The organism is Thioclava sp. NS-SX20 (assembly GCF_057380695.1).
The window spans coordinates 968,704-993,652 of sequence record NZ_CM170816.1 but is presented as its reverse complement, the minus strand read 5'-3'; the positions used below and the strand labels follow the sequence as shown (position 1 = coordinate 993,652).

Here is a 24,949-nt window from a genome sequence, read left to right as displayed (position 1 = left end):
AAAGCAGTATAAAACTCGGCTATGGACACCAATTTTCTTGATGCCGCCTTCATTGGCTCGGCTGCAACCATCCTGATCCTTCTGGCCTTCTCGGCCTTTTTCTCGGGGTCCGAGACCGCATTGACCGGCGCGAGCCGCGCCAAATTGCGTGCACGTGCCGATAAGGGCGAGAAAGGCGCGGATGTGGCGCTGAATGTCACCGAAGACAGCGAAAAGCTGATCGGGGCCATTCTGCTGGGCAATAACGTCGTCAATATCCTGTCGACATCGCTGGCCACCGCCCTTCTGACACGGGTCTTCGGGGATTCCGGCGTGGCGCTGGCCACTTTAGCCATGACGGTGCTCGTGCTGATCTTTGCCGAGGTTCTGCCCAAGACCTATTCGATCAACAATCCCGAGACCGTGGCCACCAAGGTGGCCCGTCCGATCAAGCTGATCACCATCCTGCTTGCCCCCGTTGTCGCGATTGTCCGCCTTGTGGTGCGGGGAATCTTGCGGCTTTTCGGCCAGAGAACCAATGCCGATACGCATATGTTCTCGATCCATGAAGAGATTGCGGGCGCGCTGGCCTTGGGGCAATCTGAAGGCACCGTGGATAAGGAAGACCGCGACCGGCTTCTGGGCGCGCTGGATCTGGGCAACCGGACGGTCGAAGAGATCATGCTGCACCGCAGCCATATCGAGATGCTCGATGTGAATTCCGAACCGAGCGAGATCCTGACCGCTGTGTTGTCCTCGCCCTATACCCGTTTGCCGCTTTATGATGGCGAGCGGGAGAATGTCGTGGGGATCATCCACTCCAAAGACCTGCTGCGCGCGGTGGAGAAGCTCTTGCGCGAGGATGGGTCTACCTTGCAAAGCATCCGCCAGCTGGATGTGACGCAGGTGATGATGAAGCCCTATTTCATCCCCGAAACCTCGCCGCTGGATGAACAGATGCGCGAATTCCTCAAGCGCCGCACCCATTTCGCGCTGGTGGTGGATGAATATGGCGACCTTCGCGGCCTGCTGACGCTGGAGGATATTCTGGAAGAGATCGTGGGCGAGATCACCGACGAACACGACCCCACAGCGCCCTCGCGGCTGCTGCCCAATGCGGCTGGCGATTATATTGTCGATGGCGGCATGACCATCCGCGACCTCAATCGCGAAACAGACTGGTCCCTGCCCGATGACGAAGCCCATACGATTGCCGGTCTGGTGATCCACGAGGCCCAGACCATCCCGACGCCGGGTCAGGTGTTCAGCTTCCATAGCTTCCGCTTCGAGGTACTGGCCCGCAAGGATAACCGCATCACCCGCCTGAAGATACGCCCGCTCCTGCCCTCGGCGGCAGAAGAGGGCTAACATGGCAGCCTGACCCCACGACCAAACCGGTTTGGACAAGATCCAAACCGGTTTTTTTCTTGCCTAGCCGCGTTGTATTTCCGCTTTGCGGCGGGCCACGAAAGCCTCAAGCGCGGCGCGCCGTTCGGGGGCCAGGGCTGGCGGCTGGTAAGTCTGCAAAAGCGCCGACACCCGCTGATGGGCATGCCAGACGGTATCGGGCCGCCCCGCGTGATCCCATGCGTCAAATGGCCGGTCCTCGACCACCTCGCTTTTCCAAAGCCGCGCCTGCCCCTCGGCAAGGGTTTCCTGCGCCCCCAGATAATGCCCGCCCGGCCCGACCTCGCGCAGGGCCGCAAGCGCGGCACCGCTTGGGGCCACAATCCCGCCATACTGGCGCAGCATGGCCGAAAGCTGATCGGCATCCAGCACGAATTTCTCCGCCGAGGTCGCCAGACCGCTTTCCAGCCAGCCGCAGCCATGCAGCATGAAATCCACCCCTGCAAGCTGGCTGGCCCAAAGCGACCCTGCCGCCTCGTATCCGGCATGGGCATCGGACTGGAACGCCCCCGTCAGGCAGCCGCCCGCCCGATAAGGCACCCCCAACCGCCGCGCAAGCTGGCCTGCGGCAATGGTCAGCTGTGTGACTTCCGGAGAGGCGAAAATCGAGGCACCGGTCCTGAGATCCAGCGCACTGGCGTAAAGACCAAAGATCACGGGCGCGCCGGAGCGTATGAGTTGCGCATAGGCGATGCCGGCCATGACTTCGGCCAGAGCCTGCGCCAGCGCCCCTTCCACAGTGACCGGCGCGGTGGCCCCCATGATCGCATAGGCCGAGATCACCGTCGCCTGCCCCGCCTGCGCATAGAGTTCCAGACATCGGCTCATGGTCGCATCGAAGCTCAGCGGCGAACCGATATTGATCAATGCGCTCAGCAGCACCGGCAACTCTGTCCCTTCATATCCGAACAGGATCTTCGCGAAGGCGATGGAATCGCGGGCCCGTTCAGGGTCGGTTGAGGCCCCCATGAACGGCTTGTCCGACAGTGTCGCATGTGCCAGCAACATATCCAGATGGCGGGTTTCCAGCGGCAGGTCCGTCGGTTCGCACAGCGTGCCGCCCGCATGGGTAACGCTGTCGCACGCTTGCGCCAGACGCATCAGAAGCTGGAAATCGCCAAAACGCGCATCCCGTCGTCCAGCCACCGGATCTTGCATGAAAGGCGGGCCATAGACCGGCGCAGTCACCGGCCGCGCGCCGCCGATCTCGACATCGCGGGCCGGATTGGCGGCATGCTGCACAAAACGGGCGGGGGCGGTCTGGCACAATTTGCGGGCAAGACCACGCGGCAGATACACCCTGTCGCCCTGCACCTGCGCCCCGACAGCCTGCCAGCGGGCCAGTGCCTCGGGGTGATCGGTGAAATTGATCCCGATCTCGGCGAGAATCGTCTCGGCCTCGGCCTCGATCTCCGCCGCTTTGGCCTCACTGAGCAGATCACAGGGCGGGATACGGCCCATCGGCTGCACGGCGCTATGTGGCGAGGAGGACGGCAGGGGCATTCGGGGTTCCGTTCATGGCAGACAGGTTCGGCCCCGATCTTGCCCCCGAACCCCGCCGGAGTTCAACCGCCCTGCTCAACTCTGTTGCAAAAGCAGAAGACTGGCCTGCCACGGGCCCAGATGCAGGCTGTGATCGGGATTGGGCCGGATCGATCCCAGCTCGCCCGCAATCGTCACCCAGTTGCCCGCAGGCACCGTCACACTGACCGGATGATCCGACAGGTTGAAAAAGCATTGCACCACCTCGTCCTCCAGCACGCGCTGGAAGGCCAGCACCTCGTCGCCGGCCCAGACATCGCGGATATCCCCCTTGCGCAAGGCCGGATGATTGCGCCGGAACGCCAAGGCCCGACGGTAGTGATGCAGCAGGGCCGAAGGGTCCTTATCGGCGGCATCCACGGCAAGACGGGCATGGGCACGCGGCACCGGCAACCACGGTTTCGCCTGCGAGAAGCCCGCATAGGGGGCCTCCTCTTCCCAGACCATCGGCGTGCGCGCGCCGTCGCGCCCCTTGAACTCGGGCCAGAACTCGATGCCATAGGGGTCTTGCAGGTCTTCGTAATCCAGCTCCGCCTCGGGCAGGCCCAGCTCTTCGCCCTGATAGAGACAAAGGGAGCCGCGCAGACAGGACATCAGCGTGGTATAGAGGCGTGCCGCCTGCGGCACGAGCCCCCAGCGCGTGATATGGCGCTCCACGTCATGGTTGGTAAAGGCCCAGCAGAGCCAGCCATCTGGCACCACTTCGGCCACCTTGTCGAACACCGCCTTGAAGCTGCTTGCAGGCAGGGGCGCGTGGCCCGAGAGGAACTCGAAAGCATAGGACATATGCACCTTGTCATTGCCCGACGTATATTCCCCCAGAAGCTCCAACCCCCGCTGGGCATCTCCGACTTCGCCCACCGCAGCCGCATTATAGCCGTTCATCAAGGTGCGCAGCTTGCGCAGGAATTCGAGATTGCGCGGATGGTTCTTGTCGTAAAGATGGAGCTGGTGATTATAGGGATTGACCTTGGGGGCGGTGGAATCATTGCGCTGTTCCGGCGGCAAGGGCGGATTGTCGCGCAGCTTCTCGTCATGCATGTAATAATTGACCACATCCAGACGGAACCCATCCACCCCGCGGTCCAGCCAGAATTTCGACACATCCAGCAATGCCTGCTGCACCTCGGCGCAGTGATGGTTGAGATCGGGCTGCTGGGTCAGGAAGTTATGCAGATAATATTGCTCGCGGCGGCTGTCCCAATGCCATGCCGAACCGCCGAACATCCCCAGCCAGTTATTGGGCACCGTGCCATCGGGTTTCGGCTCGGCCCAGACATACCAGTCGGATTTCGGATTATCGCGGCTGGAACGGCTTTCCTTGAACCAGGGATGCTGGTCGGAAGTATGCGAGAAGACAAGATCGATCAGCACCTTGATGCCCAGAGCATGGGCCGTCTCGATCACCTGATCGAAATCGGCCAGCGTGCCGAACATCGGATCGATATCGCAGTAATCGGCGACATCATACCCGAAATCCTTCATCGGAGAGGTGAAGAACGGCGAGATCCAGATCGCATCCGCCCCGAGCCGCGCGATATGCGGCAGGCGACGCACGATCCCCAGAAGATCGCCGATCCCGTCCCCGTTGCTGTCTTGGTAACTGCGCGGATAGATCTGGTAGATCACCGCACCACGCCACCAGTCGGGATCCTTGCGCATCACACTCATACCAGCTGTCTCCTTTTGTCACTCTCCGGTCCTCGTCGCGTTCAAAGGATAGGAAGCCCTGCAAACGAGATGAACCCCTATGACAAAAAACTGAGGTGGAATATGTCGCGCGCGCCCATGCTGCGGCCCTGAAGCGACACCTGCATGCAACACCGCCCGTCTTTGACGAAAGAGACGGCAAAATCAGTTTGGAACCATTTCAAACCGTTTTAGCGTTTCCTTTCAAAGGACCAGATATCTCGGGGTTTGAAATGACGCTGAAAGACCTCGCCCGTCAACTCGGGCTTTCGCCCACGACTGTCAGCCGCGCGCTCAACGGGTTTCCCGAAGTGGCCGAGGCCACGCGCCTGCGCGTATGCGAAGCTGCGCGCGAAAGCGGCTACCATCCCAATATGCAGGCCCGCCGCCTTGCCACGGGCCGCGCGATGGCCATTGGCCATATCCTGCCGATGGCACCCGAGCATGATCTGGTCAATCCGGTCTTTGCCGACTTCATCGCCGGAGCCGGCGAGATCTATGCATTGCGCGGCTATGATCTGGTGATGACCCTCGTGCCCGCTCAGGACGAAGAGGCCGCCTATCGCGCGATGGCCGCCAAACATAATGTCGATGGGGTGATCCTGCATGGGGCGCGCCAGAATGACCCCCGCCCCGCGCTTTTGCGCAGTCTGGGCCTGCCGTTTGTCACGCATGGCCGACCGCCCGCATCGTCCGAGACCGATCTCTGGGTCGATGCCCATCATGAAGCCGCCTTCGAGCAACTGACCGCTCTGCTGCTGGATCAGGGGCATAGGCAGATCGCCTTTATCAACAGCCCCGATCCCCTGCAAAGCTCGGCCTATCGCCGCACGGGGTTCGAGCGCGCCTTTCTGGCCCGCGGGCTGGAGGTGCCACGGCTCTATATGGTCGCGGGGGAGGTTTCCGATGAAACCGGCCGCGACGCGGCGGCTGAAATGCTCAGTTGGGAACAGCGCCCCAGCGCCTTTGTGACCGCCTCGCTGATGGCTGCGATGGGGGTGCGGCGGGCTGTCGAGGATACGGGACATGTCTTGGGGCGCGATATTTCGGTGGTGACATGGGATGACGAGCTGTCCTTTGTCAGCAATCGTGGCCTGAACCCGCTTTATACCACGATGAAATCCCCGATCCGCGAGGCCGGACAGCGCGCCGCGCAGATGCTGATTGACCGGATCGAGACCCCCGAGATCGCCCAGTCGCCCCTGCTGATCGAGCCTGCCTTGCTGATGGGCCATTCCATCGGCGCATGGAACGGCTGACCGGCGCCGATCAGCCAAGGCGCGGGGGCGCCGCTGTTAGCGCCCAAACGCACCCTTGCTTGGCCCTGTCAGGGCCTCTATCAAAGGGCGAGGATCGCTGAGGAGACCGAGATGCACACAGCTACCGCCCCCCGTTACACGCTTCTGGCCGATATCGGCGGCACCAATACGCGGGTGGCCCTGGCGCAGGGCTCGACGCTGGTGCCCGCCTCGGTCGCGCGGTTTCCCAATAAAGGGCGGGCCGCTCTGGAAGAGATCCTGACAGAATATATGGTGGCCGAGCGGGTATCCAATCTGGCGGGCGTCTGTGTCGCGGTGGCCGGGCCGGTATCGGTTGATGGTCAGGACGCACGAATGACCAATCTGGACTGGACAATCCGTGCCAGTGCCTTGCAGGCCACGACAGGGGCCGCGCATGTGTCCATCCTGAACGATCTTCAAGCTCAGGGCCATGCGCTTTCGGGGCTGGCCCCCGAGGCGTTGCGGATGGTTCTGCCCGGTGCCCCCGCGCCCAAGGGGGCCGCGCAGCTTGTCGTGGGCATCGGCACCGGCTTCAATGCCGCGCCCGTGCATCACGCACCGCAGGGCTATGTCGTGGTGCCCGCGTCGGAATGCGGCCATATCACCCTGCCCCTGCGCAGCGAATTGCATATCGAGATCAAGCGCTATTTCGAACGCAAGCACCGCTTTGCCAGTGTCGAACATGCCTGCGCCGGACGTGGTCTGGAACGAATCTACGCCTTCGTGACGGGACAGGAGGACGCCACGGTCGACGGAAAAGAGATTCTTTCCCTCATGCAAAGTGAAGACCGTGACGCCTTAAAGGCTGCCGAAATCTTCACGACTCTCCTTGGAGGTGTGCTGGGCGATCTCGCACTGACCCACCTGCCCTTTGGTGGCATTTATCTGATTGGCGGGGCCGCCCGCGCGATAGAACCCTGGCTGGAACGGTTCAATTTCCAGCAAGCCTTTAAAGACAAAGGATCTTTTTCAGACTACATGGAGCGGTTTTCGATCCATGTGGTGGAAGATGATTATGCCGCGCTGGCAGGCTGCGCAAATTATCTTGCCGCCCATAAGCTGGGATTGCTGTAAAGCGACGCCGACCCCTGTGTCGTCAAGTCTATGTTAACAGACCTGCGCTAAACCCATTTCATTACCGAATGAAAGGGGAACTAGGTGCAGTTTTCTCACTCAGACATCCCTGGGGGTCGCACATGACGACGCTTCCCCTGGACCCAAAGCTAGACCTGACCAAGGTCGCAGGACTAACGGATACACTTCGCTCTCATAAGGGTAGCGATCTGGTTATCGATGCCGCAGAGGTAAGCCATCTGGGGGCTTTGGGCCTGCAGGTTCTTGTTTCCGCCGCGAAGACCTGGCGTGACAGCGGTCACTCGCTGACAATTTCTCCCCGTTCCGAAGCCTTCGACGAAGCGCTTGGGATCTTTGGGGTTTCCCTTGATGATTTACAATCCACGGAGGCCGCATGAGCCTGACAGTTCTGGCCGTCGACGACAGCCGTACCATCCGCGACATGCTCAAACTCGCTTTGAAAGATGCGGGCATTGAACTTCACGTCGCCGAAGATGGCGTGCACGGGCTTGAGGTGCTTGAGGGCATCGAACCCGACGCGATCATCTCCGATATCAACATGCCGCGCCTCGACGGCTTTGGCTTCATCGAAGCCGTCCGCGGTCAGGAAAAGCATCGGGCAACCCCGATCCTCGTCCTCACGACAGAATCCGCCCCTGAACTGAAGGCACGTGCCCGTGCGGCAGGTGCAAGCGGCTGGATCGTGAAGCCTTTCGACCCGCCCAAGCTGGTTAAGGCACTTCAGATGGTGGCAGGCTAAGGGAGGGATCCATGTCTGATCCGATGGCAGAAATTCGGGCCAGTTTCTTTGTTGAATGCGAAGAACTGCTTGAAAGTCTTCAGGACGCACTCATCGAGATGGATGAAGGCGCCTATGATAACGAGACGATCAACGTCGTCTTCCGGGCCGTGCACTCCATCAAAGGTGGGGCTGGAGCCTTCGGACTGGACGCGCTCGTCGCATTTGCCCACCGGTATGAAACGGTGATGGATGAGGTGCGCTCCGGCAAACTTCAGCTTTCGCCCGATGCCGTAAAGCATTTTTTCCAATGCGCCGATTTCCTGTCGGATCACGTCCGCGCAGCACAAGCTGGTGATCCTCCGCCACAAGGGGCCGAGGAAGCCCTGTGCGAGCTGGAATCCCTGATGGGCATGGCCCCTGGCGGGGCTGTCGAGGAAGAGGAAGTCTCCTCTGACGATTTCCAGCCGATGGGGTTGAGTTTTGATCTTGATCTGGGAGCAGCTGACGAGGTCAGCGAAACCCGGATCGAAGTGGACTTCGTGCCCAAGGCCGAATTGTTCACCTCGGGCAATGAGCCGCTCCATCTGTTCCGTGCCTTGCACGAGCTATGTCCGGAAATGGTGGCGACCCTTGATCTGGATGCCATCCCCGCGCTCGACGACCTCAATCCGGAGATCCCCTATCTGTCCTGGAATGTTGTTCTGACAGGCGATGTCAACGAGATGGATATCCGCGAAGTCTTCGATTTCGTGGAAGATGTCAGCACGCTTGAAATCAAACAGGATAACGGCGTCGAAAACAGTTTTCTCCCTTTTGCCAATGACGGCGCAGAAGCATCGACTGATGCCGTCATGGATGCAGAATTCATGGATGCCCCGTCATCACCTGCTCCGCAACCCGAGCCCACGGCAGTAATGCCCGCTCCTGTGGAGGCGACACCTGCGCCCGAACGGGCGGCTCCGAAAGAGACGGAGGCGGGGGCTGCTGCTGCGCAAGCGAAACATGGCAATGACCCGTCCCCCACCGTGCGTGTGGATCTGGACCGGATCGACCGTCTTGTGAACCTTGTCGGGGAGCTGGTCATCAACCAGGCAATGCTCGCACAAAGCGTGGCCGAGGCCGGTTTGCCACCGAATTCTGCCGTCATGACCGGGCTTGAAGCCTTCATGATGCTGACCCGGGATATTCAGGACTCGGTCATGATGATCCGGGCACAGCCCGTCAAACCGCTCTTCCAGCGGATGGGGCGGATTGTGCGCGAGGCGTCGGCCGCAGTTGGCAAGGATGTCCGGTTGAAGGTCGAAGGTGAAACGACCGAGGTCGACAAGACCGTCATCGAACGCCTTGCAGATCCTTTGACCCATATGATCCGGAACTCGGTCGACCACGGTCTCGAGACGCCCGATAAGCGTCGCGCGGCAGGAAAACCCGAAGAAGGCGTCATCACACTCTCGGCGCAGCATCGCTCGGGACGTGTGGTTATCGAAATCGAAGATGATGGTGCAGGGATCAACCGGCCGAAAGTCCTGGCAAAAGCCATCGAAAAAGGTCTTGTCGCGCCCGAGGCGCAACTGACGGATGCAGAGATCGACAACCTGCTGTTCTTGCCGGGTTTCTCTACAGCAGATCAGGTCTCGGCCTTGTCCGGTCGTGGTGTCGGTATGGATGTCGTGCGTAGCTCTATCCAGTCTCTGGGCGGGCGGATCACCATCCATTCAGAACCCGGCAAGGGAACGATCTTCTCGATCTCTCTGCCGCTTACCCTGGCCGTGCTGGATGGTATGGTCGTGAATGTCGCCGGAGAAACGCTGGTCGTGCCTTTGAACGCCATTCTGGAAACGCAGACCCTTACGGCGGAAGATCTGCGGAAACTGGGGCCGACGACCAATGTCATCCATGTCCGTGGCGAGTTCGTTCCCCTTTACGATCTTGGGGCCGAGCTTGGATATCGCGGCGCGAAAAGCAACTATGAGGGATGCATCGTCTTGCTCACCGCGCAGGAAGATGGCCGCCGGAATGCCCTGATTGTCGACCAGATCATGGAACAACGTCAGGTCGTGATCAAAGGTCTGCAGCAAGCCTACGGGCACATCCCCGGCATCGCCGCAGCCACTATTCTTGGCGATGGTCAGATCGCTCTGATCCTTGACCCCGCCGACCTTGTTCAAAACGCAACCGGCCACACCCGGTCCGACTTTGCCCTAGCAGGATGATTAAGATGACTGAAACAGCATCGAGCCAAACCTCGTCCGAGATCGAACTTCTGTCTTTCCGCTTGGCAGACGAAGAATATAGCGTCGATATCATGTCTGTGCGCGAGATCCGTGGATGGACGCGTGCAACCCCTCTGCCGCATGCCCCGCCGCATGTGCGTGGTGTCATCAACCTGCGCGGCACAGTACTGCCGGTGGTGGATTTGTCTGTCCGTTTGGGCATGAGCCCGGTAGAAGGCGATGCGCGTAACGTGATCATTGTGGTCCAGTTCGGCAACCAGACCGCAGGGCTGCTTGTCCATGCCGTATCGGATATTCTCTCGATCCCGCGCGAAGAGCTGCAACCGCCGCCGGATCTTGCTGCAGATATGTCGCATAGCTTCATTTCGGCACTGACCATTGTGGAAGGACGTATGATCCGCGTCTTGGATCTCGCCACGGTTCTGCCCGAAGATACCGCGGAAGCCGCATGAACGCACTAACCCCCAATATTCCCCAGACGACCCCTAGCGAGAAAGAACTGGCAGAAATTGCCGCGATTCTTATGGCGCATGCGGGAATCGTCCTGGCACCGGGAAAGGGCTCGATGGTCCAATCCCGGCTACAGAAACGGCTTCGTGCTCTGGGGCTGAACTCCTACCGTAGCTATATCGACCTCGTCAGCAGTCAGGACGGCCTGAGCGAACGTCAGGAGATGATTTCTGCCCTGACCACGAATGTGACGAATTTCTTCCGAGAAAATCATCATTTCGAAACGTTGAAGACAACGGCCCTGCCTCAGTTGTTGGCCTCGCGCGGCAAAAGGCTCCGTATCTGGTCGGCGGGCTGCTCCAATGGTCAGGAAGCCTATTCGATCTTGATGACTGCGGCAGAATCCGTCCGAGATTTCGACCAGTCCGATATCCGGCTTCTGGCAACCGATATCGATCCGGTCATGATCCGACGTGGCACTGCGGGCGTCTATTCTGAGACTATTCTAGAAGCCGTTCCCGGCCCTCTTCAGAAAAAGTACTTTCAGAAGCACGGGGAAGATTTTCAGGTTCTAGACAGGTTGCGCAATCGCGCAGCCTTCCGCGAGCTGAATATCCATTCGGATTGGCCAATGAAAGGCCAGTTTGACATCATCTTCTGTCGGAACATGATGATCTATTTTTCTCCAGAAGCCCAAAACCTTCTGTGGAAACGTTTTGAAAAAATCCTTGCTCCGGGCGGCTGGCTTTTTGTTGGCCATTCCGAGCGGGTTCCGCTGGACACGGGCAGCAAACTCCTGCCGGCCGGAATCACCACTTATCGACTCCCCGAAACGGGTTAATGAAGGAGGCCACAAATGGCATTGCGAGACCAACTTAAAGTCATGGTGGTCGATGATATGTCCACAAGCCGCGGCCTGATCCTACAGGCGCTGGACGCTATGGGTATTCGCCAAGTGGGCTATGCAGTCGATGGCCCGGGCGCATTGAGCATTCTGGAGAAAACTCCGGTCCACCTTGTCATCTCGGACTATAACATGCCGGGAATGGACGGGCTGCAGCTGCTTCATGCGATCCGTAAAAATCCGAAGACCCAGCGTAGCGGGTTCATTCTGATCACGGGTCGTGCGGATAAAGAGATCATCGAGAACGGCAAGAAGCTTGGCATGAACAACTTCATCAAGAAGCCGTTCCAGCCGCAAGATCTTCGCAACTGCATCGAGGCCGTTGTGGGGCGCCTATGATCACCAGCACCGCACAGGAAACCATTCCGCCAAAGCATCAAGACCTGCCTCTTGATGCGTTGGCAGCCCGTGTTGGCGACGAGCTGGAAACTCTGGCACGTCTTTCCGCCGATGTTCAGAAAGCGATTTCGGAATGCGAATTTTCCGAACATACGCGGGCCGAGGCGATCCGGGGGATGCAAGGCATCGACCGGATCACACAATCGCTCGAAGATCTTGGTCGCCTGATGGCGGCGGTCTCGGGGGAAATGCCGGAGGGCGTGAAACTTCACGCCGTTCCGATCCTGTCCCGTCTGCGACTTCACGAGCTGATCACAAATCTCAATCCTTCCCAGGACCGGATCGTGCTCAGCCATGAAGAGGCCGATGGCGAAATCGAGTGGTTCTAAGCGGAGCAACCCGCTTAGAACGATCTCTGGATTATTTCCGTTTGCCAAACGCTTCGGCCAAGGCAGACCCTAAAGCCCCAGTGGAACCGGTTTTGGGAGAATCCCCGGTCCCTTTGCGGGATCGATATGCGTTCTGTTGATCGCGCGCAGGCTTGCCCTCTTTCGCGGCGGCGGCTGCGGGCTTGGCATCCCGACGCATACTCAACCCGATACGTTTACGGGCAATATCAACTTCGGTCACCATGACCTTGACCACATCACCCGCTTTCACCACTTCATGCGGGTCCTTAACGAAGCGGTCTGCCAACTGGCTGACATGCACAAGCCCATCCTGATGAACGCCGATATCCACAAAGGCTCCGAAAGCGGCGACATTGGTCACGGTCCCCTCAAGGCGCATTCCGGGGCGCAGGTCCGAAATTTCTTCAATCCCGTCTGCAAAACTCGCGGTCTTGAAATCCGGACGCGGATCACGCCCTGGCTTTTGTAGCTCTGCCAGAATATCGTGGATAGTTGGAAGGCCGAACCCGTCACGCAGGAAATCTTCGGCCCTGATCATACGCAAAGCGGCCTCATTGCCCATGACCGAACGCAGATCGCGCCCGCAGGCTTTTACGATATCGCGCGCGATGTCATAGGCTTCCGGGTGCACCGCCGAGGCGTCCAGAGGTTCTTTCCCGTCGCGAATGCGCAAGAAACCGGCGGCTTGCTCGAAAGCGCGCGGCCCCAGTCGGGCGACTTTCAAAAGGTCTTTACGCGCGGAAAACGCCCCGTTTGTTTCCCTATGGGACACAATCGCCTCGGCCAAAGCGGGCCCGAGCCCCGACACATGCGACAAAAGCGCCGCCGACGCCGTGTTCAGGTCAACGCCCACCGCGTTCACGGCATCTTCCACGACCCCTTCCAGCGAGCGCCCCAAACGGTGCTGGTCCACATCATGCTGATACTGCCCGACGCCGATACTTTTGGGTTCGATCTTGACCAGCTCGGCCAGCGGATCCTGCAGGCGTCGCGCAATAGAAACCGCTCCCCGCAGGCTCACATCCAGATCCGGAAACTCCCGCGCAGCCAGTTCCGAGGCGGAATAGACGGAGGCGCCTGCCTCGGAGACAATAACCTTTGTCGGAACAGGCTGCCCCTTGGGCAGACGTTTGAGAACATCCAGCACCAACCGCTCGGTCTCGCGCGAGGCGGTGCCATTACCAATCGCGATCAATTCGATCTTATGTTTCATCATCAGGGCCAAAAGCGCGGCTTCCGCCCCCCGCAGATCATTTTTCGGCTGGAACGGGTAAATCGTTGTGCTCTCGAGCAGTTTGCCGGTGGCATCGATAGCGGCCACTTTCACGCCTGTGCGAATCCCCGGGTCCAGCCCCAATGTCGCGCGCGCGCCAGCAGGAGCCGCCAGAAGCAGATCCTTGAGATTGCGGGCAAAGACCGAGATCGCCTCCTCTTGCGCCCGCGTCCGCAAATCCCCCAGAAGGTCCAGCATCATCGACAGGGACAACTTGACCCGCCATGTCCATGCAGCGGCCTGACGCAACCAATGCGCCCCCGCGCCATGCCCCCTCAGATTGAGCGACGCGGCAATCATCTCTGCGGGCCGGTCGGCCACGGTTTCTTCGGGCAGGATATCAAGCGTGATCACCCCCTCATTCGAAGCCCGCAACATAGCCAGAGCGCGATGCGACGGCGCCGTCTGCCATTTCTCGCTGTGATCGAAATAATCCGAAAACTTCGCGCCCTTGTCGGCCTGCCCGTCCACAAGCTTCGCCCGCAAGACCGCATTCTGATGCATCCAGTCGCGCAACCGTCCCAGAAGCGCGGCATCCTCCGTCAGACGCTCGCCCAGAATGTCACGCGCGCCGGTCAAAGCCTCTTTGACAGTTGGCACAGCCTCGTTGAGATACGCGGCCGCCACTGTCTCGGGGTCCGCGCCATGATCGGCCAAAATCGCATCAAGCAAGGGTTCAAGACCGTTCTCGCGCGCAATCATCGCCTTGGTGCGGCGTTTTTTCTTATAGGGGAGGTAAAGATCTTCCAGCTCTGCCTTGGTCTGGGCGCGCGCGATCTGCAGTGCCAGATCATCGCCAAGCTTCCCCTGTTCCGCGATGGATTTCACAATCGCCGCACGCCGCGTTTCCATATCGCGCAGGTAGATCAGCCGGTCGGAGAGCAGACGCAGCTGTGTATCATCCAGCCCCCCCGTCGCCTCTTTACGATACCGCGCGACAAAAGGCACGGTCGCGCCCTCGTCCAGCAGCTTGACCGCGGCCACCACCTGTTCGGGGCGGGCAGAAATATCACTGGCAATCTGGCGGGATATGCGGAGTTCGGGGTCCAAGGCTTCCTCCATGCGTCTTAGGCAGTCTTCTCGGAAGAAGGGGTCTATCCCCGATCCGGCCAGCCGCCAAGGGGGATTGCATCCGCGCAAGGCCGACCGGCTCGGTTTTGCCGATCACAGCCTCAGGCAAAGCGCCCCGAACGCGCCAGCACCTCGATCTGGTATCCATCGGGATCGGCCACAAAGAAGAACCGCGCAATCGACGTGCCCGCCGGTGCGAAATCAACGATGTTGCGGGGGGCAAAACCTTCGGCCTCGAAACGCGCGTGTTCCGCATCGAGATCGGCCACCGTCACCGCCAGATGGCCATAGCCGGTCCCCAGATCATAGGGCGTGCCCTGCCCCTTGTTCACCGTCAATTCCAGTTCGAATTCCGTTTCGGAATTCGACAGATAGACCAGCGTGAATTCCGGAAACTCGAGCCGCTCCACCAGTTCAAGCCCGAAAGCCCGATGGTAGAAGTCACGCGACTTCCTCTCATCCGTCACGCGGATCATGGAGTGGACCAGTTTTGCCATTTTAAACCCTTTTGCTACGAGGTGGTTGCGCGCGCCGTCCCGCGTTCAGAGGCCGGCGTTCAGATATAGCCGAAGCGCGCGCGGCGACGCCAGTCGAAGACCGTGACACAGAACAGAAGCAGCCCGCCAAAACTCAGCGCAGCCCCCACATAGCCCGAAACCGGATAATCATAGCCCGCCGTCAAGGCTTTGGCGGCAAGAAACGGCCCCAGCGCATTGGCCAGATTGAAGGCCGCGTGATGGAGGGCCGCGGCAAGTTGCTGGGAGTCACGCGCCACATCCATCAGGCGGATCTGCAACGGCATAGAGACCCCGCTAAGAAGGCCCAACAGCAGCACACAGACCGCATAGCTGCCCAGATGGCTGGTGGCCGACGGATAGGCCAGCAACAGAAGCGTCCCCACCGTCAGGCTGAAAAAGGCGGTCGCGGTGTGGCTGCGGTCAGACGCCCAGCCATAGATTATCGTGAAAATCGTCATCCCGATCCCCGCCAGCGCCAGAATGAAGGGCACGTAAGTGGCCGGAAGATGCATGCTGTCCGTCGTGGTGGAGGCGAGATAGGTATAGACCGAGAAAAACCCGCCAAACCCGATAGCGCCGGTCGCCAATGTCAGCCAGACCTGCGTATTTTTCAGCGCCCCCAACTCCTTGAGCGGGCTGGCATTCGGGTCCACGGGCACGCGCGGGGCCGCCAGAAAGACCGAGATCGCGGTCATCAACGAAATCGCGCCGACCAGCAGGAAGCTCCAGCGCCAGCCCACCGTCTGCCCCAATATATTGGCCATCGGCACGCCAAGCGTAGTGGCGATGGTCAGCCCCAGAAACATCTTGGACACAGCCGCCGCACGTTTTTCTTTGGGGACGGCCGCCGCGATCACCAGCGCGCCCACGCCGAAATAGGCCCCGTGCGGAAGCCCTGACAGAAACCGCATCGCCATGAAGCTGCCGAAATTGGGAGCAAGGGCCGAGAGCATGTTGAACACCGCAAAAGCAACCATCAGCCATGTCAGCATCAGACGCCGCCGCACCTTGGCCCCGATCACTGCCAGCGTCGGCGCACCGATCACCACTCCCAGCGCATAGGCGCTGATGGCATCCGCCGCACGCGAGGCATTCACCCCGAGTTCCTTCGAGAAATAGGGCAGCAGCGCCATCGAGGCGAATTCCGTCGTACCAATGGCAAAGCCCCCGAGCGCCAAGGCCAGAATAATCAATCTCGGCGATGCCTTGAAGACGGGCGGTTCGGCCCCCTGCAGCGGGCCAGCCGTTGAAGAGTGTTCGATGCTCATGAGATGGGTCCTAGCATTGGAGGGAGAAGCCAGCGGGCCTTTATGTGCCTAGTATGGAGCATGTGGAAAAAGAACAAGCGACCGACATGATTTTATGTATGCGCTCATTGCAAGCCCGCTTGCAATCGGGCGCAAAGACGGGTTCGGCACAAAAAAACGGCGGTCCGGAAACCGCCGTTCTGCAAGGTCAGTTTGCAGCCCCCCAGTCAGGCAGGCCAGGACCTGCGAGATCACACACCGTCATCGATCGGGAAGAAACTATCGGAGCGCGCGCGGTGCCAGCGCGACAGATAGCCGAATTTATCCTCTTCCTCGCGCAGCAGGAAGCCTTCGGGCATATAGGGATACACCTCGCTGCCCACCACCATCTGCCGGTCCTTCTCGCGCATCATCAGGTGATGGGGCAGGAATTTCGACGGATGGTCCAGCCCCGCAGCGCCAGTCATTTCCTTGAGGGCTTTCATCGTGTTGCGATGGAAATTCGCGACCCGCGTCGCCTTATCTTCCACCACAAGCGCCTTCTGGCGACGGGCGTCCTGCGTGGCCACCCCGACCGGACAGCGGTTGGTATGGCAGGCCTGCGCCTGAATACAGCCAATCGCGAACATGAAGCCCCGTGCCGAGTTGCACCAATCCGCCCCGAGCGCCAGCGTGCGGGCAATATCAAAGCTGGAAATGATCTTGGCAGAGGCCCCGATCCGGATCTTGTCACGCAGCCCCGCACCGCGCAGCGCGTTGTGGACAAATGTCAGCCCTTCGACAAGCGGCATGCCCAGACGGTTGGCAAACTCCAGCGGTGCCGCCCCGGTGCCGCCTTCCTTGCCATCGACCACGATGAAATCGGGGGTGATGCCGGTTTCGATCATCGCCTTGATCATGCACATGAATTCGCGGCGGTGACCAACACAGAGTTTGAAGCCCACAGGTTTTCCGCCCGAAAGATCGCGCAGCGTCTTGATAAATTCGCACAGCTCGATCGGCGTCGAGAACGCCGAATGCGAGGCAGGCGAGACACAATCCTGATCCATCGGGATATCACGTGCCTCGGCAATCTCGGGCGAGATTTTCGCCGCCGGCAACATCCCGCCATGACCGGGCTTGGCACCCTGGCTGAGCTTGATCTCGATCATCTTGACCTGCGGGTCCTGCGCACGCTGCGCGAAGGTCTCGGGATTGAAGCTGCCATCATGATTGCGACAACCGAAATAGCCCGAGCCGATCTCCCAGATGAGATCGCCGCCGCCCGCACGGTGATAGCGCGAAATCGACCCCTCACCGGTGTCATGGGCAAAGCCCCCCAGCTTCGCACCGGTATTGAGCGCCTGAATGGCATTGGCAGACAGGGCCCCGAAAGACATGGCGGAGATATTGTAGATCGAGGACGAATAGGGCTGCGTGCAATCCGGCCCGCCGATTGTCACACGGAAATCATGGCTCTGGATATGGCGCGGCTGCACCGAGTGGGTGATCCACTGATAGCCGGAATCATAGACCCGCTGCTTGGTGCCGAAAGGCCGCGCATCTTCGACATTCTTGGAACGCTGATAGACAAGCGACCGTTCCTCGCGCGAAAAGGGTTCTTCGTCCTGATCCGCCTCGATCAGATATTGCCGGATCTCGGGACGGATACTTTCCAGCAGATAGCGCATATGCCCCAAGATCGGGTAATTGCGCAGCACCGCATGGCGTGTCTGGCGCACGTCATAGCAGCCCACAAGGAAAAGCGCGCCGAAGATCACGAGGGGCAACCAGAAAATCCCGTGAAAAGGCACCCCGAACAGCGATAACAGCGCAAGGGCACCGCAAACAATCATCGGTGTAAAGCGGCTGACATCTCTCGAATGCATGGCTTGCTCTCCTGTAAAGCGCATTTCTTGGGGCTATAGCCGAGTTTAATATGGGAGTGTAACCGGAAACTTACCGACACAACGGATCACAAACTGGTTCCCGAAGGCACAAGCCCGCGCAAGGCAATCAGTTCGGTCAGGACATGGGCACCGGCAATCGCGGTGGCCCCCGTGGTGTCATAGGGGGGCGAGACCTCGACCACATCCCCGCCAACCAGCATCAGCCCGCGTAGGCCGCGCAGGATCTCGGCCGCCTGCCAGCTTGCCAGCCCGCCCCAAACCGGCGTCCCCGTCCCCGGTGCAAAGGCCGGATCAAGGCAGTCGATATCGAAGGTGATATAGCACGGACGCCTGCCCACGACCTGCTTGATCTTGGTGATTACCGCCTCCACCCCTTTACGATGCACGAAAGGCGCGTCAAGGATCGTCACCCCCAGCGTATCGGGATTGTCGGTGCGGATCCCGACAGAGACCGAAGCCTTCGGGTCCACCAGCTTTTCCTTGATCGCCTTATAGAGAAACGTGCCGTGATCAATCCGTGCCGGATCGTCATCGACCCATGTGTCGCTATGCGCATCGAACTGGATCAGCGCAATCGGGCCATAGATCTCGGCCACGGCGCGCAGGATCGGCAGGGTCACATAATGGTCGCCGCCCATCGACAGTGGCGTCACCCCCGCCGCAAGAATGCCGCGCAGATGCTCGGTGATCCGTGCAGGCGTCTGTGCGACATTGGCATAATCGAACGCCAGATCGCCATAATCGACTATACTCAGGGTAGAGAACGGGTCATAGCCCCAGCCATAGGGCGCATCGAAGGCCTGCAGCGTCGAGGCCTCTCGGATGGCCCGCGGCCCGAACCGCGCCCCCGGCCGGTTGGTCACCGCCTGATCGAAGGGGATGCCGGTCACCGCCACATCGACCCCGACAAGATCCTTGCTATAGCGCCTGCGCAGAAAGCTGGTCGCGCCGCCAAAGGCGTTCTCGTAGCTCAGGCCACGCCGCTTCTGTCTGGTAAAGGCCTCATCGACCTGTGTCTTGGCATCCTCTAGCGCCATCCGTGCCTCCCTGTTTCAACCACGCCTTCAAGGCGTGACGCTATGTCATGCACAGGTCAAGCCCCGTCCGGCCATAATCCGCACAGCCAAGCCCGTGCGTAAAGATGGGTTTCGGTTATATGATCTATGTCAAATCGCACAAATCAGAAACAGGTTAAGGTCCGCGCAACTTAGGAGGGAATATGCGACTTACAATCCGTACCAATCTGGCAATGCGCACCTTGATGTTCTGTGCCATCAATGCCGGTCGGACCGTGCGAAAATCGGAAATTGCGGAGAATTGCAACGCCTCCGAAAACCATCTCGCTCAAGTGATCAACACCTTGTCGCAGCGCGGCTTTATCGAGACGCGGCGCGGGCGTGCCGGCGGCATGCAGCTTGCGCGTCCGGCAGCCGAAATCTCGGTCGGCGAGGTCTTCCGCAGCTTCGAGGGCGGCCTGCCCTTTGCCGAATGTTTTGACGAAGGCTCGAACACCTGCCCGCTGCGCGACGGCTGCATGCTGCGCAACGCGCTGAGCAAGGCACTCGAAGCCTTCTTCGCCGAGCTGGATCGCTACAATCTGGCCGACCTTGTCGAAAACAACGACAAGCTTGAAAAGATCCTGCTGCTGCCCAATGCGATGCCCCATGTCACCGCCTGCAGCCCGCGGATCTCGGCGCTGCACTAAGCCTGTCTTGCGGAGCAGGCTCCCCCCTGTTCCGCAGGCCTCCCCGGCGGGTCCTTCGCGCATGTCCCCTGGAAGGAAGAGCCGGGCCCATAAAAAAAGCCGCCTCGACCGAGGCGGCTTTTTCATGTGATGGCGGAAGAAATCAGCCCACCAGCTCGAGGCCGGAGAAGAAGAACGAGATTTCTTGCGCTGCGGTTTCGGGCGCGTCCGAACCGTGCACCGAGTTCTCGCCAACCGACAGGGCGTATTCCTTACGGATGGTGCCTTCTGCCGCATCCGCGGGATTGGTTGCGCCCATGACTTCGCGGTTTTTCAGGATGGCGCCTTCGCCTTCGAGAACCTGAACAACAACCGGCTCGGATGCCATGAATTCGCACAGTTCGCCGTAGAAGGGGCGCTCTTTGTGGACTTCATAGAACTTGCCGGCTTGGTCCATCGACAGTTTGATGCGCTTTTGTGCGACGATGCGGAGACCCGCTTCTTCGAACTTGGCGTTGATTTTGCCGGTCAGGTTGCGGCGGGTTGCGTCGGGTTTGATGATCGACAGCGTGCGTTCGATAGCCATAGTCAGCTCTTTCCATTGCATCTTGCCCGCGCGGGGAGACCGGGGGCGATTGAGAATATCGCCTGCCTGCTATCATGGGCATCCGCGCTTGAAAAGCCCCGGCAACCGCTCTTGCCCCGCTTCCCGACCCGAAAACGTGACGTTTTCTGAAGACGGCGCATTACGGCGGCTTGAAACCCGCCAGACAGCGCCTTATATCGATCAATGTTCGGGGCTTGCTGCGGACTATGGACATAAACGCGCATGTAATACACGGCTCGGACCCGGGGGCGGTACCCGGCGGCTCCACCATATATCCTTTCGTTTGGGATCACGGGGCCGAAATAGGATCGACGAACGTCTAAAGATGTAGCTTTGTCTCGGTGAGATACCACCGTTATCGGTTCACAAAGTACAATTGCAAACGACAATCGTGCTCCGGTGGCTCTGGCTGCGTAAGCAGCTCGGGTACCGAAACCTAACTCCTTGCGTTTAGCGACGTAAGGCGGGGCCCGCAGGAGCCTGGCAACAGAATCCTGCACCTCTCCCCCAAAATCGCGTTTTGGCCCTGCCCTTCCTGTCATCCTCACACATGGCATCGTCGCACATGGCATCGACGGTTTATTTTGGACAACGCAGCCATAAATTGTAGGATGTAGCATATATTATGCTTGAGGGGTGTGTTGTTAACCCAGCTTCAAGTTGTAGCTGATGTAACTCTTTCCATGAGAACGTTTGGGGAAGATATGGCAGACAAACTCGATCTGTACCGGCAGTTTCTGGAAGAAGTCTGGGCGAACGGGCGCGTCGAGCGCCTGCCCGCCTTCGTGACGGATGCCACAGAATCACACGGCCTCATCACCGATGTCTGCATGACCCGCGACGATCTCGAGGATCTGGTGCCAGCCCTGCGCGCCCTGCTTGACGCGATCCAGCACGACATTCTGTACTCCTATGAAAACGGCCGTTTTTTACATGTGATGATGCGCGTCAGCGGGCTTTCGAAATCCTCCGGTGAGACGGTCGCCTTTACCGGCCAGTCCCTGATCGAATTCGACGGGGACAAGATTGCCGGATCACAGGATCACTATGATCTGATCGGGTTGTTCAGCCAACTCGGCTTCTTACCCAAGGACACTGTCGAACTCTGTCTCTCCAGCGAGAAGATTTCGTAAGATTTCTCGCGTCTAAAGCACCTTGGACGCAAGAGTGCCCCTTTCCAACGGTCGTAAAACCCCTATGGTGAGGGAACACCTGCCAAGGTATGGAAGGACAAGGAATGACCCGCAGCATCGATTATGGCAACCTGATGCATCGCGCAATGCGAAGCCTGATACAGGAGGTGCTTTCGGATGTGGCCGAAAACGGCCTTCCGGGCGCGCACCATTTTTTCATCACCTTCGACACGCGGGCGGATGGCGTTGAAATGGCGGATTGGCTGCATTCGCGTTATCCTGAAGAAATGACGGTGGTCATCCAGCACTGGTTCGACAATCTCAATGTCGATGATGACGGTTTCGGCGTGACGCTGAATTTCGGCAACAATCCCGAGCCGCTCTATATTCCCTATGACGCGATCCAGACCTTCGTCGATCCCAGTGTCGAATTCGGCCTGAGATTCGAAACCCAGGACTCCGAGGAAGAGGACGCGCCGGAAGAGGATGGCGATGACGATCCGCCGCCCGCAGGCGACCGCCCCGAGGCCGAAGTTGTCAGCCTCGACAAGTTCCGCAAGTCCTGAGCGGGCGCGGGTCGGCATGACCGTCCGGCGCAGATCACAGGCCGCCCTTCAGGGGGCGGCTCTTTTGTTATGTTAGCGCCCGTATACTGGCGCATACCGTTTGCATTCCCCCGTTCCAGCCCTTAGACAAAACGGCGTTGACGGCTGGCCGGTTTCATGGCCAGAGCTGGTTATTACGGAGGCCCACTATGACCGCGACCCGTACCGAGACCGATAGCTTCGGTCCGCTGGAAGTTCCCGCAGATAAATACTGGGGCGCGCAGACGCAGCGCTCGATCATGAATTTCCCGATTGGCTGGGAAAAGCAGCCCGTGCCGATCATCCGCGCGCTTGGCGTGATCAAGAAAGCCTGCGCGATGGCCAATAAGGCCAATGGTTCGATGGATGCGAAAATCGCCGATGCGATCATCGCCGCCGCCAGCGAAGTGATTGACGGCAAGTTCGACGACAACTTCCCGCTGGTCGTCTGGCAGACCGGCTCGGGCACCCAGTCGAACATGAACGCCAACGAGGTCATCTCGAACCGCGCGATCGAGATGCTGGGCGGCGAGATGGGCTCGAAAAAGCCTGTCCACCCCAATGACCACTGCAATATGGGGCAATCCTCCAACGACACCTTCCCGACCGCGATGCATGTCGGCATCGCCATGTCGGCGCGTGATGTGCTGCTGCCCGGCTTGACGAAACTGGCCGAAGCGCTGGAGGCGAAATCCGCAGCCTTCAAGGATATCATCAAGATCGGCCGCACCCATACGCAGGATGCGACCCCTCTGACCCTTGGTCAGGAATTCTCGGGCTATGCGCATCAGGTCCGCAAGGGCATTGCACGTGTCGAGGCCTGCCTTGGTGACATCTACGAACTGGCGCAGGGCGGCACCGCTGTTGGCACTGGTCTGAACACCAAGAAAGGCTGGGGCGAAGCGGTTGCGGCGAATATGGCCGAGATCACCGGCCTGCCCTTCGTGACGGCTCCGAATAAATTCGAAGCTCTGGCAGCCCATGATGCGATGGTCATGTTCTCGGGCGCGCTCAACACGGTTGCGGCCTCGCTCTTCAAGATCGCCAATGACATCCGTCTGCTGGGCTCGGGTCCGCGCTGCGGTCTGGGCGAGCTGATCCTGCCGGAAAACGAGCCGGGTTCCTCGATCATGCCGGGCAAAGTGAACCCGACGCAGGCCGAAGCGCTGACCATGGTCTGCGCCCATGTCATGGGCAACAACGCAGCCGTCGGCTTTGCGGGCTCTCAGGGCCATTTCGAGCTGAACGTCTACAACCCGATGATGTCCTATAACGTGCTGCAATCCATGCAGCTTCTGGGCGACTCGGCCTCGGCCTTCACCGATAATATGGTCGCCGGTATCGAAGCCAACGAGCCGCGCATCGAGAAGCTCCTGCATGAATCGCTGATGCTGGTTACCGCGCTTGCGCCGACCATCGGTTATGACAACGCCACCAAAGTTGCCAAAACCGCGCATAAGAACGGCACCACGCTGAAGCACGAAGCCATCGCGCTCGGCTTCGTGGACGAGAAGACCTTTGACGAGGTTGTCCGTCCCGAACTGATGATCGGCCCGCATGACTGATCGGCCACCGGCAGTCTGATCTTTGAAGGGCGGCTTTCGGGCCGCCCTTTTGCGTATTCCCTTTCCGATACTGATTTCCATGCCCCCCCCGCCTGTTCCGGGACCTATCCCGAGGCTTATCCCGAAGCTTGTCCCGAAGCTTGTCCTGGCGATAGGCTGTGCGATCACCCTGCCCGCCTATACGAAGATCATGGCCCGCATAGGCTCCGGCACCCCGCCCGCAATGGCCGCAACAGCGCAACAGGCCGATCTGGTGGTGGTCTCGAAGCCCGACCGGCAGATGGTGCTGATGCGACAGGGGCAGATCCTCAAACGCTATCCGGTCACCTTCGGCGCGCATTGGCAGGATGGCCCGAAACAGGTCGAGGGCGACGAGCGCACGCCCGAAGGCAGCTATCACATCGACTGGCGCAACTCTCAATCAATGGCCCATCTCAGCCTGCATATCTCTTATCCCGATGCGACAGATCGCGCGCGAGCGGCTGCGGCGGGCCATGATCCGGGCGGCAATATCATGATCCACGGGCTGCCCAATGGATGGGGCGCTTTGGGGCGGTTGCATAGGTTGTGGAACTGGACGGATGGCTGCGTTGCAGTGACCAATGCCCAGATGGAGGAGATCTGGTCCCTGGTGCCGAATGGCACGCGGGTCGTGCTATCGGATGCCGCGACGGATCGGGTCGTGGCAGCGCACAGGCCACAGCCATGATCGCGCCACTGTTTCGCACATGGCGCTATCCGGCCTTCTGGGGGCTACTGTTTTTGGCGCAACTTTTCTGGGGGGCCGTCAGCTTTGCAGTCGCGGCTTACCAGAATATGGGCCAGAATATGGACCATATCACACTGCTTGCGGCTTTCATGGGCATGAACAGCGTCAGTGAGACCCTGATGGCACAGGCGATGCTCTGGCTGTGCCTGCGGCCCTTTTTCCTGCTACCGGAACTCTGGCTCTATTATGCGCTGCGCCATTACTACCCCTATTTCCGCAACCCGCGTGCGGTGACGGTGCTGGCCGGAACAGCGGGGTTTATGATATGTGTGACGGTGCTGGCCCTGCGGCAAACTCCGGCACAGTCCCCCGCCTTCCTCCTTTTCAGATGCTTTTCTATCCTATGGCCAGCCCCCGCTTTGGCCTTCTGGATCTTTCCTGTCGGGCGACACTAAAAGAGGCGGCATTTCTGCCGCCTCTTCCAACCCTGTCTCCAGTGACCAGGGTTTACTTATTGTCGATCTGTTTCTGGTCTTCCTTCAGCTCCAGCCACATCGCATTCATGACGGCGAAAATGGCGGCCAGCGGCAGGCCCAAGATCCATGCGAAATACCACATC

At 59.7% G+C, this 24,949-nt stretch carries 25 protein-coding genes and 1 other RNA gene; 17 read left to right on the top strand and 9 right to left on the bottom strand.

Features of this window, described 5'->3' with window-relative positions:
- Window positions 1-21 precede the first annotated feature (21 nt).
- Window positions 22-1,347, top strand: coding sequence for an HlyC/CorC family transporter (locus AC2ISB_RS05015; RefSeq protein ID WP_339107218.1), 1,326 nt, complete (start codon window positions 22-24; stop codon window positions 1,345-1,347).
- A gap of 63 nt (window positions 1,348-1,410) precedes the next feature.
- On the opposite strand, the gene AC2ISB_RS05010 is transcribed toward AC2ISB_RS05015, so the two are convergent.
- Together AC2ISB_RS05010 and AC2ISB_RS05005 are read right to left on the bottom strand one after the other, a co-directional pair.
- Window positions 1,411-2,889, bottom strand: a complete 1,479-nt coding sequence (locus tag AC2ISB_RS05010) for a trimethylamine methyltransferase family protein (RefSeq protein ID WP_486576391.1) — start codon at window positions 2,887-2,889, stop codon at window positions 1,411-1,413.
- A gap of 75 nt (window positions 2,890-2,964) precedes the next feature.
- Window positions 2,965-4,599, bottom strand: a complete 1,635-nt coding sequence (locus AC2ISB_RS05005) for an alpha-glucosidase (RefSeq protein WP_339107216.1) — start codon at window positions 4,597-4,599, stop codon at window positions 2,965-2,967.
- A gap of 251 nt (window positions 4,600-4,850) precedes the next feature.
- Between AC2ISB_RS05005 and AC2ISB_RS05000 the strand changes: the two genes are divergently transcribed.
- From AC2ISB_RS05000 to AC2ISB_RS04960, 9 genes are all read left to right on the top strand, one after another.
- On the top strand, window positions 4,851-5,876 hold the full coding sequence (locus AC2ISB_RS05000; protein WP_339107215.1) for a LacI family DNA-binding transcriptional regulator: 1,026 nt from the start codon (window positions 4,851-4,853) through the stop codon (window positions 5,874-5,876).
- Between the two features lie 111 nt (window positions 5,877-5,987).
- Complete coding sequence (locus AC2ISB_RS04995; protein ID WP_339107214.1) at window positions 5,988-6,971, top strand: glucokinase; 984 nt, start codon at window positions 5,988-5,990, stop codon at window positions 6,969-6,971.
- Window positions 6,972-7,093: 122 nt separating this feature from the next.
- Complete coding sequence (locus AC2ISB_RS04990; protein WP_339107213.1) at window positions 7,094-7,369, top strand: STAS domain-containing protein; 276 nt, start codon at window positions 7,094-7,096, stop codon at window positions 7,367-7,369.
- Complete coding sequence (locus AC2ISB_RS04985) at window positions 7,366-7,731, top strand: response regulator (RefSeq protein ID WP_339107212.1); 366 nt, start codon at window positions 7,366-7,368, stop codon at window positions 7,729-7,731. The genes AC2ISB_RS04990 and AC2ISB_RS04985 overlap by 4 nt, the downstream gene beginning before the upstream one ends.
- A gap of 11 nt (window positions 7,732-7,742) precedes the next feature.
- The gene (locus tag AC2ISB_RS04980; protein ID WP_406736703.1) at window positions 7,743-9,926 is read left to right on the top strand and encodes a chemotaxis protein CheA; all 2,184 of its coding nucleotides are present in this window, start codon (window positions 7,743-7,745) and stop codon (window positions 9,924-9,926) included.
- A 5-nt stretch (window positions 9,927-9,931) separates the two neighbouring features.
- Window positions 9,932-10,399, top strand: a complete 468-nt coding sequence (locus tag AC2ISB_RS04975) for a chemotaxis protein CheW (protein ID WP_339107210.1) — start codon at window positions 9,932-9,934, stop codon at window positions 10,397-10,399.
- Window positions 10,396-11,238 carry a CheR family methyltransferase gene (locus AC2ISB_RS04970; RefSeq protein ID WP_339107209.1) on the top strand — a complete coding sequence of 281 codons (843 nt, stop codon included), beginning with the start codon at window positions 10,396-10,398 and terminating at the stop codon, window positions 11,236-11,238. The genes AC2ISB_RS04975 and AC2ISB_RS04970 overlap by 4 nt, the downstream gene beginning before the upstream one ends.
- 15 nt (window positions 11,239-11,253) lie before the next feature.
- Window positions 11,254-11,640, top strand: a complete 387-nt coding sequence (locus tag AC2ISB_RS04965) for a response regulator (RefSeq protein WP_339107208.1) — start codon at window positions 11,254-11,256, stop codon at window positions 11,638-11,640.
- The gene (locus AC2ISB_RS04960; RefSeq protein ID WP_339107207.1) at window positions 11,637-12,029 is read left to right on the top strand and encodes a hypothetical protein; all 393 of its coding nucleotides are present in this window, start codon (window positions 11,637-11,639) and stop codon (window positions 12,027-12,029) included. The genes AC2ISB_RS04965 and AC2ISB_RS04960 overlap by 4 nt, the downstream gene beginning before the upstream one ends.
- Before the next feature lie 31 nt (window positions 12,030-12,060).
- Here the strand turns inward: AC2ISB_RS04960 and AC2ISB_RS04955 are convergent, their stop codons facing one another.
- The 5 genes from AC2ISB_RS04955 to speB all read right to left on the bottom strand — a co-directional run bounded on the left by AC2ISB_RS04955 (window position 12,061) and on the right by speB (window position 19,085).
- Window positions 12,061-14,373: a Tex family protein gene (locus AC2ISB_RS04955; RefSeq protein ID WP_486576385.1), complete on the bottom strand. Its 2,313-nt coding sequence runs from the start codon at window positions 14,371-14,373 to the stop codon at window positions 12,061-12,063.
- A 122-nt stretch (window positions 14,374-14,495) separates the two neighbouring features.
- Window positions 14,496-14,891, bottom strand: a complete 396-nt coding sequence (locus AC2ISB_RS04950) for a VOC family protein (protein ID WP_339107205.1) — start codon at window positions 14,889-14,891, stop codon at window positions 14,496-14,498.
- Between the two features lie 59 nt (window positions 14,892-14,950).
- The gene (locus AC2ISB_RS04945; protein ID WP_339107204.1) at window positions 14,951-16,180 is read right to left on the bottom strand and encodes an MFS transporter; all 1,230 of its coding nucleotides are present in this window, start codon (window positions 16,178-16,180) and stop codon (window positions 14,951-14,953) included.
- Between the two features lie 230 nt (window positions 16,181-16,410).
- Window positions 16,411-18,027, bottom strand: coding sequence for an FMN-binding glutamate synthase family protein (locus tag AC2ISB_RS04940; protein ID WP_486576382.1), 1,617 nt, complete (start codon window positions 18,025-18,027; stop codon window positions 16,411-16,413).
- Between the two features lie 86 nt (window positions 18,028-18,113).
- Entirely contained in the window at window positions 18,114-19,085 is a 972-nt protein-coding gene (gene speB / locus AC2ISB_RS04935) for an agmatinase (protein ID WP_339107202.1), read from the bottom strand.
- Between the two features lie 182 nt (window positions 19,086-19,267).
- Between speB and AC2ISB_RS04930 the strand changes: the two genes are divergently transcribed.
- Window positions 19,268-19,753 (top strand): RrF2 family transcriptional regulator, encoded by a 486-nt coding sequence (locus tag AC2ISB_RS04930; protein ID WP_339107201.1) that lies wholly within the window; start codon window positions 19,268-19,270, stop codon window positions 19,751-19,753.
- A gap of 142 nt (window positions 19,754-19,895) precedes the next feature.
- On the opposite strand, the gene ndk is transcribed toward AC2ISB_RS04930, so the two are convergent.
- A complete protein-coding gene (gene ndk, locus AC2ISB_RS04925) occupies window positions 19,896-20,318 on the bottom strand; it encodes a nucleoside-diphosphate kinase (protein WP_339107200.1) in 423 nt (140 codons plus the stop codon).
- Between the two features lie 166 nt (window positions 20,319-20,484).
- On the opposite strand from ndk, the gene ssrA reads away from it, so the two are divergent.
- The 6 genes from ssrA to AC2ISB_RS04895 all read left to right on the top strand — a co-directional run bounded on the left by ssrA (window position 20,485) and on the right by AC2ISB_RS04895 (window position 24,785).
- Window positions 20,485-20,840: a transfer-messenger RNA gene (ssrA, locus tag AC2ISB_RS04920) on the top strand.
- A gap of 203 nt (window positions 20,841-21,043) precedes the next feature.
- Complete coding sequence (locus AC2ISB_RS04915; RefSeq protein ID WP_339107199.1) at window positions 21,044-21,472, top strand: ester cyclase; 429 nt, start codon at window positions 21,044-21,046, stop codon at window positions 21,470-21,472.
- A gap of 104 nt (window positions 21,473-21,576) precedes the next feature.
- Window positions 21,577-22,038, top strand: a complete 462-nt coding sequence (locus AC2ISB_RS04910; RefSeq protein WP_339107198.1) for an SspB family protein — start codon at window positions 21,577-21,579, stop codon at window positions 22,036-22,038.
- A gap of 188 nt (window positions 22,039-22,226) precedes the next feature.
- Window positions 22,227-23,621, top strand: a complete 1,395-nt coding sequence (gene fumC / locus AC2ISB_RS04905; RefSeq protein WP_339107197.1) for a class II fumarate hydratase — start codon at window positions 22,227-22,229, stop codon at window positions 23,619-23,621.
- A gap of 79 nt (window positions 23,622-23,700) precedes the next feature.
- A complete protein-coding gene (locus AC2ISB_RS04900) occupies window positions 23,701-24,330 on the top strand; it encodes a L,D-transpeptidase family protein (protein ID WP_486576378.1) in 630 nt (209 codons plus the stop codon).
- Window positions 24,327-24,785: a hypothetical protein gene (locus AC2ISB_RS04895; RefSeq protein ID WP_486576376.1), complete on the top strand. Its 459-nt coding sequence runs from the start codon at window positions 24,327-24,329 to the stop codon at window positions 24,783-24,785. The genes AC2ISB_RS04900 and AC2ISB_RS04895 overlap by 4 nt, the downstream gene beginning before the upstream one ends.
- Before the next feature lie 52 nt (window positions 24,786-24,837).
- Here AC2ISB_RS04895 and cydX read toward each other — a convergent pair whose 3' ends face one another.
- The gene (cydX, locus tag AC2ISB_RS04890) at window positions 24,838-24,948 is read right to left on the bottom strand and encodes a cytochrome bd-I oxidase subunit CydX (protein ID WP_339107194.1); all 111 of its coding nucleotides are present in this window, start codon (window positions 24,946-24,948) and stop codon (window positions 24,838-24,840) included.
- Window position 24,949: the final 1 nt, after the last annotated feature.